The 15,690-nt window shown below is 25.1% G+C and carries 14 protein-coding genes; 13 read left to right on the top strand and 1 reads right to left on the bottom strand.

Annotated features, from left to right (window positions below; genetic code table 11):
* Nucleotides 1-168 precede the first annotated feature (168 nt).
* The 9 genes from BN346_RS12160 (at nucleotide 169) to BN346_RS12195 (ending at nucleotide 10,394) form a co-directional block, all read left to right on the top strand.
* Entirely contained in the window at nucleotides 169-510 is a 342-nt protein-coding gene (locus BN346_RS12160; protein WP_040328906.1) for a PadR family transcriptional regulator, read from the top strand.
* Nucleotides 501-1,787 carry an FtsW/RodA/SpoVE family cell cycle protein gene (locus BN346_RS12165; RefSeq protein WP_040328908.1) on the top strand — a complete coding sequence of 429 codons (1,287 nt, stop codon included), beginning with the start codon at nucleotides 501-503 and terminating at the stop codon, nucleotides 1,785-1,787. Before BN346_RS12160 ends, BN346_RS12165 begins: the two co-directional genes overlap by 10 nt.
* Nucleotides 1,788-1,815: 28 nt before the next feature.
* Nucleotides 1,816-2,415 carry a class I SAM-dependent DNA methyltransferase gene (locus tag BN346_RS12170; protein WP_040328910.1) on the top strand — a complete coding sequence of 200 codons (600 nt, stop codon included), beginning with the start codon at nucleotides 1,816-1,818 and terminating at the stop codon, nucleotides 2,413-2,415.
* A gap of 376 nt (nucleotides 2,416-2,791) precedes the next feature.
* On the top strand, nucleotides 2,792-2,926 hold the full coding sequence (locus BN346_RS22250; protein WP_278245517.1) for a hypothetical protein: 135 nt from the start codon (nucleotides 2,792-2,794) through the stop codon (nucleotides 2,924-2,926).
* Between the two features lie 33 nt (nucleotides 2,927-2,959).
* Nucleotides 2,960-5,428 (top strand): DEAD/DEAH box helicase family protein, encoded by a 2,469-nt coding sequence (locus BN346_RS12175; RefSeq protein WP_101541700.1) that lies wholly within the window; start codon nucleotides 2,960-2,962, stop codon nucleotides 5,426-5,428.
* A gap of 14 nt (nucleotides 5,429-5,442) precedes the next feature.
* Nucleotides 5,443-5,757, top strand: coding sequence for a nucleoside triphosphate pyrophosphohydrolase (locus BN346_RS12180; protein WP_040328912.1), 315 nt, complete (start codon nucleotides 5,443-5,445; stop codon nucleotides 5,755-5,757).
* A 26-nt stretch (nucleotides 5,758-5,783) separates the two neighbouring features.
* Nucleotides 5,784-6,224 (top strand): GNAT family N-acetyltransferase, encoded by a 441-nt coding sequence (locus BN346_RS12185; protein WP_040328913.1) that lies wholly within the window; start codon nucleotides 5,784-5,786, stop codon nucleotides 6,222-6,224.
* 356 nt (nucleotides 6,225-6,580) lie between these two features.
* Nucleotides 6,581-9,040 (top strand): PEP/pyruvate-binding domain-containing protein, encoded by a 2,460-nt coding sequence (locus BN346_RS12190; protein WP_040328914.1) that lies wholly within the window; start codon nucleotides 6,581-6,583, stop codon nucleotides 9,038-9,040.
* A gap of 1 nt (nucleotide 9,041) precedes the next feature.
* The gene (locus tag BN346_RS12195) at nucleotides 9,042-10,394 is read left to right on the top strand and encodes an MATE family efflux transporter (RefSeq protein WP_040328916.1); all 1,353 of its coding nucleotides are present in this window, start codon (nucleotides 9,042-9,044) and stop codon (nucleotides 10,392-10,394) included.
* A gap of 42 nt (nucleotides 10,395-10,436) precedes the next feature.
* Here BN346_RS12195 and BN346_RS12200 read toward each other — a convergent pair whose 3' ends face one another.
* Nucleotides 10,437-10,688: a TIGR04076 family protein gene (locus tag BN346_RS12200; protein WP_040328917.1), complete on the bottom strand. Its 252-nt coding sequence runs from the start codon at nucleotides 10,686-10,688 to the stop codon at nucleotides 10,437-10,439.
* Between the two features lie 256 nt (nucleotides 10,689-10,944).
* On the opposite strand from BN346_RS12200, the gene BN346_RS12205 reads away from it, so the two are divergent.
* From BN346_RS12205 to dptF, 4 genes are all read left to right on the top strand, one after another.
* On the top strand, nucleotides 10,945-11,664 hold the full coding sequence (locus BN346_RS12205) for a TVP38/TMEM64 family protein (protein WP_040328919.1): 720 nt from the start codon (nucleotides 10,945-10,947) through the stop codon (nucleotides 11,662-11,664).
* A 42-nt stretch (nucleotides 11,665-11,706) separates the two neighbouring features.
* Nucleotides 11,707-12,369, top strand: coding sequence for a YdjY domain-containing protein (locus BN346_RS12210; protein ID WP_040328920.1), 663 nt, complete (start codon nucleotides 11,707-11,709; stop codon nucleotides 12,367-12,369).
* A 19-nt stretch (nucleotides 12,370-12,388) separates the two neighbouring features.
* Complete coding sequence (locus BN346_RS12215) at nucleotides 12,389-12,790, top strand: hypothetical protein (protein ID WP_040328921.1); 402 nt, start codon at nucleotides 12,389-12,391, stop codon at nucleotides 12,788-12,790.
* A 711-nt stretch (nucleotides 12,791-13,501) separates the two neighbouring features.
* On the top strand, nucleotides 13,502-15,652 hold the full coding sequence (gene dptF, locus BN346_RS12220; RefSeq protein ID WP_051540363.1) for a DNA phosphorothioation-dependent restriction protein DptF: 2,151 nt from the start codon (nucleotides 13,502-13,504) through the stop codon (nucleotides 15,650-15,652).
* Nucleotides 15,653-15,690 lie beyond the last annotated feature (38 nt).

Raw genomic sequence — 15,690 nt, forward strand, 5'->3', positions numbered from 1 at the left:
TATTATTAAATTTAGATAAATATAATTAAATTTGGTTTTATATACTTAATTTACAACAATATCAAAAGTTAAATTTTACAAGTAATATATTTACAAAATTTATATAGTAGTTTATAATTGTACCTAGATTTACTATGTATAGAATAACAAGGTATAGGAGGTGATATTATGGCTATTAATAAAGAACTCATGAAAGGAAGTACATCAATACTTATATTAAGTCTTTTAAATCGAAAAGATATGTATGGATATGAGATGATTAAAGAGATTGAACTTCGGTCAAAAGGTGTTTTTTCATTTAAAGAGGGTACACTGTATCCAATACTTCATGCTTTAGAAAAAGAAAGTTTTATAGAGTCTTATTGGGAATTGAGCGAAGGGGGAAGAAAGAGAAAATATTATAAAATTACTGATGAAGGTAAAACAAGCCTTAAAGAAAAAGAAAATGAATGGAAGTTATTTAGTTCAACAGTAAATGGTGTTTTATGGGAGGGGATTGTATGTCATTAATAGATGACAAGAGAGTTTATGAGTATTTAGAAAATGTCTGTAGATTGATTAAAAATAAATCTGTACATGAAGACATAAAAGATGAATTATTATGTCATATAGAAGATAGAGTTGAAATAGAAATTTCATCTGGAAAATCTATAGATGAATCTATTGAAATTGCAATTTGTAATATGGGGGATTTTAAAACTGTTGGTAAGGAACTTGGGAAAATACACAAATCTACACCAGATTGGTTATTATTAATTATCACAGGAATGCTGATAACTTTAGGAATGGTAAGTTTAGCAATGCCAGATAATAATTATAATAATCTAAGTGAAAATTTTTTTATTAGAAGTTTATCATATGGCATATTAGGTTTATTAGTATTAATTGTATTACAAAAATTTGATTATAAAAGTTTAAAGAAACATTCTGTAAATATTTATATAGGTACATGGGCTATATTAATTTTAACAGTATTATTTTCTACTTACATAAGTAAATTTATAATACTTCATAAAATAGCTTTTAGTTTTATAAATATGTCTCCATTTGTCTTTGTAATTGCATTATGTGGGGTATTCGATAATTATAATTGGAATAATAAAGAATGTTTAAAATGCTTAATTATGTCACTTATGCCTGCTCTATTTTTTATACTTATTCCATCACTTCCAAATGCAATGATATATAGCATATCTATTATGACAGTTGTTATAGTAGCAGGCATGAAAAAAATATACATTTCTTTATTAGGTGGATTTTCTGTTATTCTTTTCTACTTAATGGTGTGGTCACAACCATATAGAATAAGCAGGATTTTTACTTTTTTAAATTATGAGCAAGATATAAATGGTCAGGGTTATATTTATAACACAATAGCAAAACTTATAAAATCTTCAAAATTTATAGGTCAAGGTAACATTAGTATATTAGAAACACTACCAAATGCTAAAATAGATTTTGTACTTATTTATATCTTATCTACATTTGGGTGGATTGCTGCTATTTCTTTAATAATATTAGTACTTGCATTCATAATGAGAATTGGAATTGTATACTTTAAAATTAAAAACAAATATGGGAAATTACTAATTATTGGATTGTTTATGTTATTCCTTGTTCAATTTTCAATAAGTATATTAATGAACCTATGCTTATTTCCTATTTTAGGCGTAAATATGCCATTCATAAGTTATGGTATAGCTAACCTTTTTATTAGTATAATTTCAATTGGTATAATAAGTAGTATCTACAAATGGGAAAATGTCAAAGTAGTCGTTGATGAATAAAAGATTAATATAGAATTTAGGTGAAACTATGAGTAATACATTAAATTATTATAATTCTTATTTTGATGAGTATTATGATAAAACAGTTGGTATAGATATGAGTAATTTATATGATAAATTTTTAAGATATATAAATTATAGTGGTGATATTTTAGATTTAGGTTGTGGTTCAGGTAGGGATAGTTTTTTCTTTAGTAAAAAAGGCTATAATGTTACTGCAATTGATGGGAGTGAAAATCTTGCAAGGAAAGCTTCTAAGCTTTTAAGTAAGGAAGTTAAGGTGTGTAAGTTTGAAGATTTGGCTTTAAATAAAGAGCAGTTTGATGGGGTTTGGGCATTAGCATCATTACTTCATGTTAGTAAGGAGAGTATTGTAGATGTTATTAATAATGTTAGCCATGGTTTAAAAGATGGTGGAGTTTTTTATATGTCTTTTAAGTACGGTGACATTGAATATATAGATTGTAATGATAGATATTTTAATTGCTATACAGAAGACAGCTTTAAAGATGTTTTAAAAGAAGTTAAAAGCTTAAAGATTATAGAAATGTATAAAACAGAGGATAAAATGCCAAATAGAGATAATTTAGTTTGGCTAAATGTTTTATGCATGAAAAACAATAATTAAGATGAAGCCATATTAGTTTATGGCTTTATTTTTTGGGGGATAGTATAATGTAAATAATTAGATTTAGATACTTAAATTTAAAAATACCATAATGAATAAATTTAAAACACTATTCTGTGAAATTTTCAAAGAAGTTGTAAATATCTTTTTATTTAAATTTTATGACTACCTTCAGATGCGACCTCCTATCTTAACTTCAGCTTACCACGTCCTTGTGGTAAGGTCCTAAAATTCAAATAAAAATCTATAACATCTTCTAACTCAAATTTCAATGAATAGCTTATTTAAAATTTTCATTAACAAATAATAAAATAAATAATTTAAAAGAGATTAGTTTAGTATATTTTTTTGAATTTTAAGTATAGGATGAGAAGGTATGATGTGTAACGAGAAATTCAATATTTCTTTAAAGGATAATGTTTTTGGAGTTAATGGAGGAGTTAACTATAAAAGGTTACATTGTCCTAAATGCAATAAATATACTATGTGCAAAGGAATTAAAAAAGAATAAGAATTTAAATTTATATAAATATGAGGTTAGTATATGGTGATAAATAAAATTTTAGAAACTAATGAGGAATTAATTGTAGAAAAGGAAATAGAAATAGGTTCTAATCGTAATGTTAGTACTGGAGATAGAAATTATCTTTATTATAAACTTAAAGAGAGCTTTAAAAGTGCTAAGTCTATTGATATTATAGTTTCTTTTTTGATGGAGTCAGGTGTTAAACTTATTTTGAAAGATTTAGAAGAAGCTCTTAGTAGAAATGTAAAAATTAGAATTTTAACAGGAAATTATCTCAATATAACTCAGCCAGAAGCTTTATATCTTTTAAAAGATAAGTTAAAGGATAGAGTTGATTTAAGATTTTACAATATAAAAAGCAAGTCATTTCATCCAAAGTCTTATATGTTTCATAATGATTTAGATAGTGAAATTTATATAGGTTCATCAAATATTTCAAGAGGAGCGTTAACTTCTTCTATAGAATGGAATTATAGATTTTTGAAGTCAGAGCATAAAAGTGATTATGAAGAGTTTCAAAATACATTTGACGATCTTTTCTTTAATCATTCAATTATTATAGATGATGAAGTTTTAGAAAACTATTCTAAAAGCTGGGTTAGACCGCATGTGTATAAAGATTTAGATAATAGTAGTAAAGAAATGAAGGTTATAGATATTGTGGAGCCAAGAGGTGCTCAAATAGAGGCATTGTATTCTTTAAATAAATCTCGCTTAGAGGGTTTTGATAAAGGCCTTGTTGTTGCAGCTACAGGTATTGGAAAGACATATTTGGCAGCTTTTGATTCTAAGAAATATGAAAGAGTTTTATTTGTTGCACATAGAGAGGAAATAATAAAACAAGGTGCTGAAAGTTTCAAAATAGTAAATAAAACAGATGATATAGGATTTTTTTATGGTGATAATAAGTCTACAAATAATAGAATAGTTTTTGCTTTGGTTCAAACTCTAGGTAAGAGTGAATATTTGAATTCAAACTATTTTGAAAGAGATTATTTTGATTATATAGTTATAGACGAATTTCATCATGCTACATCAAATAATTATAAAAATATTATAGAGTATTTTACACCTAAGTTTATGCTTGGGCTTACAGCAACACCAGAAAGACTTGATTCAAAAGATGTTTTTGCAATTTGTGATTATAATACAGTTTATGAAGTTAGGCTTAAAGATGCAATAAATAAAGGATGGTTAGTACCTTTTAGATATTATGGAATTTATGATGAGACTGTTGAATATTCAAGTATAGAACTTAAAAATGGAAAATATAATGATAAACAATTAGAAGAAGCTCTAATGATTAATAAGAGAGCTAATCTTATTCTAAATAATTACTTAAAATATAATTCAAAGTCTGCTATTGGATTTTGTACTAGTAAAAGCCATGCAAAGTATATGGCAAATTATTTTAATTCTAATGATGTAAAATCATTAGCTGTTTATAGCGGAAGTTGTAGCGTTCCAAGGGAAGAAGCTCTTAATAAACTTAAAAGTGGAGAAATAAAAGTTATATTTTCAGTGGATATGTTTAATGAAGGATTAGACATTCCATCTATAGATATGGTTTTATTTTTAAGACCAACACAATCTCCAACTATTTTCTTACAACAGCTTGGAAGAGGACTTAGAAAATATAAAGATAAAAAGCACTTAAATGTATTAGATTTTATAGGAAATTATAAAAAAGCAAATTTAATACCATTTTTACTTACAGGAAAAGACAAAGTAGAAAGTGGTAAAATTAGAAGTAATCCCATGACTTATGATTACCCAGAGGAGTGTGTAGTAGATTTTGACTTTAGACTCATAGATATTTTTAAGAAAATGGCTGAAAAAGAAATATCTATAGTAGAGAAGATAAAAGAAGAGTTTTATAGAATAAAAGAAGAGATTGGACATAGACCAAGTAGAGTAGAGTTCTTCATTAATATGGATAGTGATATTTATGATAATTTAAAAACTAAAGCTAAGATAAATCCACTTAATAATTATATGGAATTTTTATATGAAAATAATGAGCTTAGTGAGGAAGAACTTGAATTATATAACACAATAGGACGAGAGTTTATAAATATGATAGAAACTACATCTATGAGTAAATCATATAAGATGCCTCTATTTTTAGCATTTTATAATTCTGGCAATATAAAAATGAGTATTAATGAAGAAGATGCATATGAAAGTTTTAAGGCTTTTTATGAAAAGGGAAGTAATAAAGTAGATATGCTAAAAGATAAAGGAACAGCTGATTTTGAAAGTTGGGATAAAAAAAGATATATAAAGTTAGCAAAAGACAATCCTATAAAAGCACTTTTAAAAACTCATAGTGACTTTTTTAGAAAAGATGATAATTGTGTATTAGGTTTTTATAGTGATATGAAAATATTTATTAGCAATGAAACATTTAAGAAACATTTTAAAGATGCTATAGATTTAAGAACTTTGAAATATTATGAAACAAGACATAATATAAAAAATAAGTAAAAGGACGGTGTTTTATGAAGGTTTATGATAAGCTTGTGAGAGATTTAATTCCAGATATAATAAGTAAGGATGATTCTATGTGTGATATAGAAATTTGTGACAAAGATGAGTTGTCAAAACGATTAGAGGATAAGTTAAAGGAAGAGGTTGGTGAGTATTTAGAAGATAAAAATCTAGAAGAACTTGCTGATGTTATGGAGGTATTGTTTGGACTTGCACATAGTTTAGGTTATAGTGAAGAAGACCTAATGAAGAAAAGGGAAGAGAAGTTAGCTTTAAGAGGTGGATTTAAGAAGGGGATAATTCTTAAAAGCGTAAGTAAAAAGTAGTGTTAATTTTTTAGGGGGCTATGGGGATGGTTAATATTAAAGTAGTTGATGAAAGTAATTACAAAGCATGTTTCAATATTAAGGTTAAAGATGAACAAGAAAAATTTATAACAAATCCTATAGAATGCTTAGCAAAAGCATATGTTTATAGAGAATTCGTTTATCCATTTGCTATTTATAATGATGATTTGGTTATTGGATTTGTCATGATTAGATTTAATAAGGAATTTAACAATTATTTTATTTGGCAATTTATGATTGATGAAAAATGTCAAGGTAAAGGATATGGAAAACAATCTATGAATAGAGTTTTAGAATGGATTAAGTCTGATGGAAAAAGTAATGAAGTAGTTATAACTTACATTGAAGGTGATGACATAGCTAAGAACCTATATACAAGTTTAGGTTTTAAGGAATTTCAAAATTTTGATGGTGAAGTTGATATGATTAAAAAAATAGCTAGGTAGAAAATATTCTACCTAGCTATTTTAGATATGTCGAATAATAAAAAATAATAAAAAAAGCGACAATAAAAATTTTAAAAATGGTTTAATACAAAAAATATCAATATAATTTATGAAGACAACTTAAAGGAAATAATAAGTTTGATAAAAAAACCGTATATTCTTATTAAAAGAAATAATTGCAAAAAAAGTGATAAACAGGCTCTATTGAAAATGATTATCATTGATGATATATTTGTTTTATGGTTAATTTTAATTGTGATTTAGAATAGTTTGAAAGTATATTTAAATATTAGTAATGGTATTATTAAAGACATAAATGACTTGGGAGTTGAAGATGTATGTAGGAGGTAATAGAAATGATTAGCAATAATATCATTGATATTAGAGATGTTAAAGAAAATCAACTAGATATTGTTGGAGGAAAAGGTGTAAATCTTGGAATAATGATATCAAACAATATACAAGTTCCAGATGGGTTTATAATAACAGCTTATGCTTACAAAAATTATCTTGAATATAATGGTATATTAAAGGATATAGAAGAAAAAATAAATAAATTTAATGAAAATGATATTGAGTTAGAACTAGAAAAAATTAGAGAAAATATCTTAAATGGAGAATTCTCGAATAATATAAAACAAGAAATACTGAAAAAATATGATAGATTTAGCATACCAATTCATGTTGCTGTAAGATCATCAGCTACTGCAGAGGATTTACCAGAGGCAAGTTTTGCAGGGCAACAAGAAACATATTTAAATGTTACTAAAAAAGAAGAGTTACTTTTATCAATAAAGAAATGTTATGCATCTCTTTGGAGTAATAGATCCTTTCTTTATAGAACTAATAATAATTTTAATCATCTTGAAGTTTCCATTGCTGTGGTTGTTCAGGAAATGGTAAACTCTGAGGTCTCAGGGGTTTTATTTACAGCAAACCCGAGTACAGGAAGCAATGAAATGATTATTGATGCTTCATATGGATTAGGTGAAGCTATTGTATCAGGAAAAGTTAATCCAGATAATTATGTACTTGATAGTGATGGAAAAGAAATTCATACAAAAATAGGGAATAAAAAAATATCTATTGTATACTCTGAGAATGGAACAAAGGAAATAGATAATTCAAATAAAATGAGAGAAGAAAGATGTCTTAGTAAGGACAACCTAAAAGATTTATTTAGTGTATCAATGAATATTAAAAAATTATATAAAAAGCCAATGGATATTGAGTGGGCCATAAAAAATAACAGAGTTTATATTTTGCAGGCAAGACCAATAACTACTATAAAAAAAGTTAAGAAACCACAAAAAAAGTATTCTGACAAGGAAAAGAAATATTTAAATAATATGATTGAACATTTTCCTGTTCATTGTTATCCACTGGATTATGAAATTGCAATGATACTACAAAATATGAAGTTTGAGTTATTTAAGGAAGTTGGGATAAATTTAAAGAGTCCAATTTATATGGATAATGATGGAATTATACAGATGAATAAAATTAAGTTTAATTTAAATTTTAAAATTTTAAAATTCCCTAGTGTTTATAGAGATTATAAGAATAATCTTAAAAATATGGAGGAAGGAGAAAAGATTTTAAATTTTTGTAATATAGAAATAAATAGAGTTGAAAAAGAACTTTATAGTAATAAATGCTATTCATTATCAAAAATTAATGAGTATATAAATTTCATCATAAAAATTCATAAAAAAATAGCATATGCACGTTTTAGATATTTTCTTTTTCCAGCAGTAATTGTTGGTGAAAATTTAGAAAAAGAAATTAAAAAAATTAATAAGTCATACACTGAATATGATTTGTTATCAAATTTAAATTATATTACTCTTGATGTAAATAAAAAAATAGATAAAATTGTATTACAAATGGCTAAAAACAAGGTCTTGGTGGATGATATAAAAAGTGGAATTAATTATGAATATTTAAAGTCACACTACCATAAAGAATCAATTATAATAAAAGATTTTTTAAAACAGTATGGATGGAAATCTGATTATTGTTGCATTCCATTTTCATCTACATCATGGAATGAAGATCCCAATAGATTATTAAAAATTTTAAAAATATCTATGTCGTCATTAGAAAATGAAAGTAATGATAGTAATTATAAAAAATATGAATATATTCTTAAAAATTTAAAAGCTAATAATAAAATAAATAAGTTTAATAAACTTAATAATGAGATTTCTTATTATAGATTGGCACATGTAAGAAGAGAAGAAAGTCAATATACTTGGGAAAAAGGGTTTGGACTGTTAAGATGGTTGTTAACTAGTATAAGCCAAATAATGAGTATTCCTTATGAGGATTTGCTATATTTAAGATTAAATGAATTACAAAAAGTGTTGGTAGCAGAAGAAATAAGTAAAAAATATAAAGATATAATTTCTCATAGAAAATCACTTAGAAGTCAAGCAGAGATTACTTGGGAACAGTTATCAATAGATGCTTTTAGATATGATGATAAGAATGTTTTTCATGGAGTTAGTGGTAGTTTAGGAAAAGTTAGAGGTAAGGTTCGTATTGTAAATAATCATAATGATTTTAGTAAATTAGAAAAAGGAGATATACTTGTATGCCCATATACTGACCCAGAATGGACTCCGTTATTTAAAGTAGCAAAAGCCGTAGTTTCAGATACTGGAGGTGCACTTTCACATGCAGCTATTGTAGCTAGAGAATATGGTATTCCAGCAGTATTAGGTGTTGGTAATGCAACTTCAAATTTAATTGATGGTGAATATATTGTAGTTGATGGTGATAATGGAATTATAAAAAAAATTATGGAGGAGTAACATGAGAGGTAATGATAAGTATTTAAAATTTACTAAAGAATCAATACCTAAATTAATAATACAAATGGCTATTCCTTCGACTCTTGCTATGTTTGTAGGCATAGCTTATAGTCTTGTAGACACATATTTTGTATCTAAAATAAGTACTGATGCTATGGCAGCAGTAGGACTAGCATTTTCATTTATTAGTGTTATTCAAGCATTAGGACTTTTATTTGGACATGGATCTGGTAACTATATTTCTAGAATGGAAGGTGCAAAGAATAGAAAAGAGTCATCTAAAATGGCAATAACAGGTCTTATAGTATCATTTTTTATTGGACTTGTAATTATGATACTAGGGAATGCATTCGTAATAGATTTAGTGTATTTTTTAGGTGCAACTAAAAAGTTAGAATTTTTAACAAGAGAATATCTGCAAATCTTATTAATAGGAACACCTTTTATGATAGCATCATTAACAATGAATAATCAGTTTAGATTGCAAGGGAATGCAGGGCTAGGAGCAATAGCTATTATGCTAGGAGCAGTTAGCAATTGTATATTAGATCCAATAATGATTTTTGGATTAGATTTAGGTATTAAAGGAGCTGCATATGCAACCATAATTGGTGAAATAATAGGATTTTTAACATTAATTATAGCAAGTAGATTTAAAGATAGTGTAAGGTATAACATTAAAGATTTTTGTGTAAACAAAGTTATAATTAGAGAACTTTTTTCTGGTGGCATACCTAATTTTTTAAGAGAAATATTTATTGCATTTTCATTAGCTATACTAAATAATAAACTAAAAGCATATGGAGAATCTTATATAGCATCATTTACTATAGTAAATAGACTGATACTTGCTGGAACATATATTATGGTAGGTGTTGGTCATGGATTTCAACCAATTTGTATATTTAATTATGGAGCTAATTTATATGAAAGAGTAAAAAAATCACTAAATTTTACATTAAGATTTGCTGTTATATTTATGGTTTTTATTGAAGTAATATTTATTGTAAAAAGCCATGGACTAATAAGGATCTTCAGAAATGACAATAGTATTATTAACATTGGGTCTAAAATACTAAAAATACAATCATTTACGTTGCCTTTAATAGGATATACAACTATATCTGGAATGTTTTTGCAAGGTACTCATAAATTTAAAGAGGCAACGATAATAACTACAGCTAGGCAAGGATTCATTTATATTCCAATGATTTTTATACTTCACTATATATTTGGATTAAATGGCATATTATATGCACAACCTGTATCAGATCTGATAACATTTATAATTGCAATTGTATTAGTTAAAAGAAGAAATTTAGAGTTAGTAAAAAATCAATGTTTAAAAGTATAACTATTAAAAATAACAAGGAAAAATATATTTTACCTTGTTATTTTAATTTTCTAATGTTTCACCTTTTATAACAACTCGTCCATTATCAGGGCATCCCATTTCAAACTTCTTAGCTTTAGTATTACCATAGTCTAAAATTCCACCATTTAAAAGAGTATAAACATTAGGATATATACTATTCCATAGTTCATGGCAAATTGGAGGACATATATCCTCTACAATAAAAGTATCTCCAGTTTTAAAATAGTTACATCTGCAGTTACTTTCTAAAATAGTTAATTTAACTTTAGGCATTTAAAATACACCTCCTAAATATAAGAAAATTATAACATTATAAATTCATAATATAAAGAAATGATATATTGAAAGAAAATAGAGTGGAATATTAATAAGATGCTTTTTGCATTTTAATTTTCTATAGATAAAAAAATACTATTAGTTTTTTATATTGGCAATTGCAATAGTATAATGATAAAATTATTATGAATATTAATGACAAATTTCGACTTTTGAAATTAAGTCTATAAATTTATAAAATAAGGAGTACGTTATGAAAAAAACAACTAATAGAAAGAAAAGTTGGATTGGAAAGATAGTAATAATTTTATTATTTTTAACTGTTATTTTAAGTTATTTATTTATACCAGTGGTAAAAAATTCAACTAATAACATATTTAAGATGTTTGCTACTGGTGATTTTACAGTAATTAAAGAGTTTGTAGAGTCTTATGGTGCATATGCAGCAGTTATATCGTTTTTATTAATGATTTTACAATCCATAGCTGCACCATTACCAGCATTTTTGATAACTTTTGCCAATGCAAATTTATTTGGATGGTGGAAAGGAGCATTACTTTCATGGACTAGTGCTATGGTGGGAGCAGCAATATGTTTTTATATAGCAAGAATACTTGGTCGTGATGTTGCTGTTAAGTTAACAAGTAAAACTGGGCTTGACCAAATAGACGTGTTTTTTGAAAAGCATGGTAAGATGAGTATATTAATTGCAAGATTATTGCCATTTATATCTTTTGATATAGTTAGTTATGCAGCTGGTCTTACATCAATGTCATTTGGGTCATTTTTAATTGCTACAGGGATTGGACAATTGCCAGCTACTATTATTTATTCTTATGTAGGTAGTATGTTAACTGGAGGAGCTAAGTTATTTGTAACAGGACTTTTAAGTTTATTTGCATTATCAGCATTAGTTATATTATTTAGACAAATATATGTAGAAAAACAGAAGAAAAAATCAACTTTAAAATAGAAAAGTGTGTATTTAGAAATATAAGAGAAAAGGGAGAAAAAAATGAAATCAAGAAAAATTTTATCAGGTTTAATAGCCACAACTTTTGCATTATCACTTGTAGCTTGTGGCAATTCTTCAAGAAAAACTTCAACAGAAGATACTAATGCTAAAACATTAGTAATTAATAAAAATACTAAAGAAATAAAGATGTTATGTGAAGTTAATGGAAAGTACTTTACAGAGTCTACTCGTCATGGAATTGTTTTTAAAGATGGATCAAATGGAGAAAAGTCAGTTCTTCGAGGACTAGCAGATGAAAAAAATTTTTACGATGCATTAATTGAACTTGGAGCTAAAGCTGGAAACAATTTAACGGCAGAAGATATGAAGGCTAAAAAAGATAATGGAAAATCTGTTGAAGGAGATAAGTTAGAGGCTGTAGTAACTTGGGAAGGGCAAGAAAAAGAAATTCCTTTTGAAGATATTATAAAAGCTAGTGAAGAAAGACCTATGGATTTAAGATTTGGTGGCAATATAGAAAGTGCTAAAAAAAATAATACTGGTTGTGTTCTTTGTTTAGATAGTTGTGCAACAGGTATAACAAGTGATGCTTCCTATCCAACAGGAACAACTCAAAATAATGTTGTTAAATTTTATGGTGATGAAGAAGTATTACCTGAAGATGGAACAGTCGTAACGGTTACGTTTAGAACTATAAAATAAGTAAATTTAAAGGTGTTTTATGAAGTATTTAAGTAGTGTATATAACAGTTTTATATGGTCTATGATTATTGCAATTAGCAGTTTTAAAATTGAATGGTTAGAAATGAGAGTAAACATAGGATATATTTTTTTTATATCATTAATAATTTTATCAATAAGTACAGTGATAGCGGTAAAAAAAGAAAAAATTAAATTTAATAAGATATTTACAAGTTTAAATTTAGTTATATGTTCTATATATGGTATTACACTTTATGGATTTAATAGGATTAAAATAGTACCAGCATCTATTATTAGAGAAGGAATTCATAAAAATAAACTTTCTTTTTCTAGTATAAATACAATTTTATTACTTATAATAATTATAGGGTTGTTTATGATTGTTATCTTAGATAAAATGAATAAGAAAAAAACTAATTAATTTAGTAAATAAAATAATGAAAATGGTTCAAAAAGTGTACAAGCTTTATTTTGAGCCATTTTTAAATTTAAAAAACAAAAAATATTAAATCATATTTAAGGTATTTAATTAGCAATACAAATAAACGACAAATATATTCAAAAATATATTTTAAAATGCATTTTTATTAAAATTAACAGGATATTTATTAAAAAATTTACAACATATACTATTTTAAGCTATAAATAGTATTGATTTTACGTTTAAATAGTATATAATTAAAAGTAAGTATTTGTTTTAGATAAATTTGTGAATTATATTGGCATTCTTTTTATTAAGTTATTTGCAAAAGCTATAATAAAAGGGATGTTTTTATTATTTGACTTTCATATAAAAATTCTAATTTAATTATAAATACACATAAATGCAAATCTATTAATTAATAATTTATCAAGTAAAAATCAAATTAAGTATATAATCTTGTTTGAAAAGCCTCCATACATAAAATTATAAATTTATATATAAATAAGTTTTATTTTTTCATAACAATTTGAATAATAAGTTCAATATAGATTGATATGAAAAATTCAATATACAAAGCTCTAATTTAAATTTTCTCAAAAGGTTCATAATTATATAAATTGTAATTATGGAACCATATAGTGAATATATGATGAAGTTAATATATCGTATTTAACTTCTTAGTTTGATGATAGAGAGGAATGATTAAGTTTGGAAAAAGATGTTTTTAACTACTTAGGAAAAAATTATAGATATTTAAATAGATATATAAGTGAAATTAATAAAACGGTAATTATTTCACCACAAAATTCAATGATTAAAGGCAAGTTATATATTGAGAATTTGACAAAGGAATTATGCAATTTGGAAAATTATGGACTTATGAGTAAAGTTACACAAGAAGAAAGATTAGCTAAGCTTTATGAAGATAAAATTATAAATGAAGATATAAATAGTCTATTTAAATCAATTAATAATACAATAGTAAACTCTAATATTAAAGGTGATTTAGAAGAATCATTAAATATGCATAAGAAAATATATGAAATTACTGCTTGGTTTATTTATAAATATATAGATTCTAAATTTGAAGAGGTTCCATATAAGGTACCCAAAAAAGCTTTAGTTAATGTTAAAGAAGAAGATTTAGAATCAATAAATAAAATAATAAATAAAGTGGAAAATTCAATAGTTGAAAGTAATGTAAATGATAATGAAATTATTAAAAATGAGGTGCATGTGTCTCACGATAGTAATGAAATAAAGAAGGATATCAAATATGAGTTGCTAATTGAAAGTATACTAAATAATAATGTAGATAAAAAGTGTCTAATTCAGGAACTTTTAAGATTAAAAAAATCTTCAAATGAAATAGTAGAAGGAAATAATGAATTTACACCTTTTAAGAAATATATGCATATAGAAAGAGCAATTCAAAGGGATTTAGAAGAGGTAATTTTAAAAGCTGAAAAATCAAAAAAAGCACAATTAATTTTACTTTGTGGAAATGTTGGAGATGGCAAATCTCATATAATATCTTATTTTAATAATAAATATTCTGATATTATGGAAAATTTTAAAATTTATAATGTTAATAAAGAAAATCTATCAAAGAATATAAGTGCAGTAGATAATCTAACTAAAGCTTTACATAACTTCAATGATGATAAAATTAATAAAAGCAATGATAAGGTTATAATAACACTTAATATAGAGACATTAGAGAAATTTATAAAATCTGAAAATGTGGAGAAGTTTTCTATTTTAAATAAATATATTGAAGATAATAAAATTTTAAAAACTAGTAGAAATATCAATAATTTTGATGAAGATAGTTTTTTAAAATTTATAAATTTTAGTGATTATCATATGTTTACATTGAAAAATGGAAAAGTTGAACCTAATTATATAGAACTTTTAATAAATAAAATTACTGATTCGTCAGAATATAATATTTTTTATGATTCATATAAAAAAAATTGTATTGAATGTAAAAATTCAAAATGTTGTCCTATTAAAGGAAACTATGAATTATTAAGTAATGAAAATGTAAAAAAATCAATAGCACAATTATTAGTTCAATGTAGTATAGAGAATACAATAGAAATTTCAACTAGGGAACTATTAAATTTTATTTATGAACTATTAGTGCCAGACTTATCTGTGGATAGTGATTCAGAATTATTCAAAAAAACTATTCATAAACTTAATAATTTAGATTATATAAATGCACTTTTACCTAATAAAATTTTTAGTAATAAGGAAAACTCTTTTATATTTGAGGCTTTAAATAAATTAGATCCTACAAATATCAGCACTTTAGAAATAGAGGATATAAAAGAGGATTTTGAGAATTCTATTGATGTATTTGATTATTTTAAAAAACTTTTAGATTATCCTAATGGATATATGGATAAAATTTATAAAATAGATTTTGAAAAATCAAAGTATAGAAAAATAAGAGCTGAACTTTTAAAATTCTTTATAAGAAGTTATTATTTTTGTGGCAAAGGAGATATGCTTTATTTAAAAGATTATGATTATGAAAATTATATGAAGAATGTATATCTATGGAACAAAGGTGAGGTAAAAGAGCTTAAGCCTTTATATATTAACATGATGAATGGACTAATGAAGTTAAATGATAAAAATCAAGGGAAAATTCATGAAACTATTAATATAAAAGGTAATATAACCAATATACCTATGAATAGTAAAAATAACCTTGAAAAATTTAATACAACATTAGAATTAAAATATGATGTAAATGAAGCGAATAGTGCATATAAAGTAGATATCGATTTTCCACTATACAAAACATTAACACAAACAATTAATAGAAATGAAGAAAATAATAAATAAAATTTAAAATAGAAATGCTTGCTCTCATATGCAAGTAT

Source organism: Clostridium ihumii AP5 (genome assembly GCF_000612845.1).
Classification (GTDB): Bacteria; Bacillota; Clostridia; order Clostridiales; family Clostridiaceae; genus Clostridium_J; species Clostridium_J ihumii.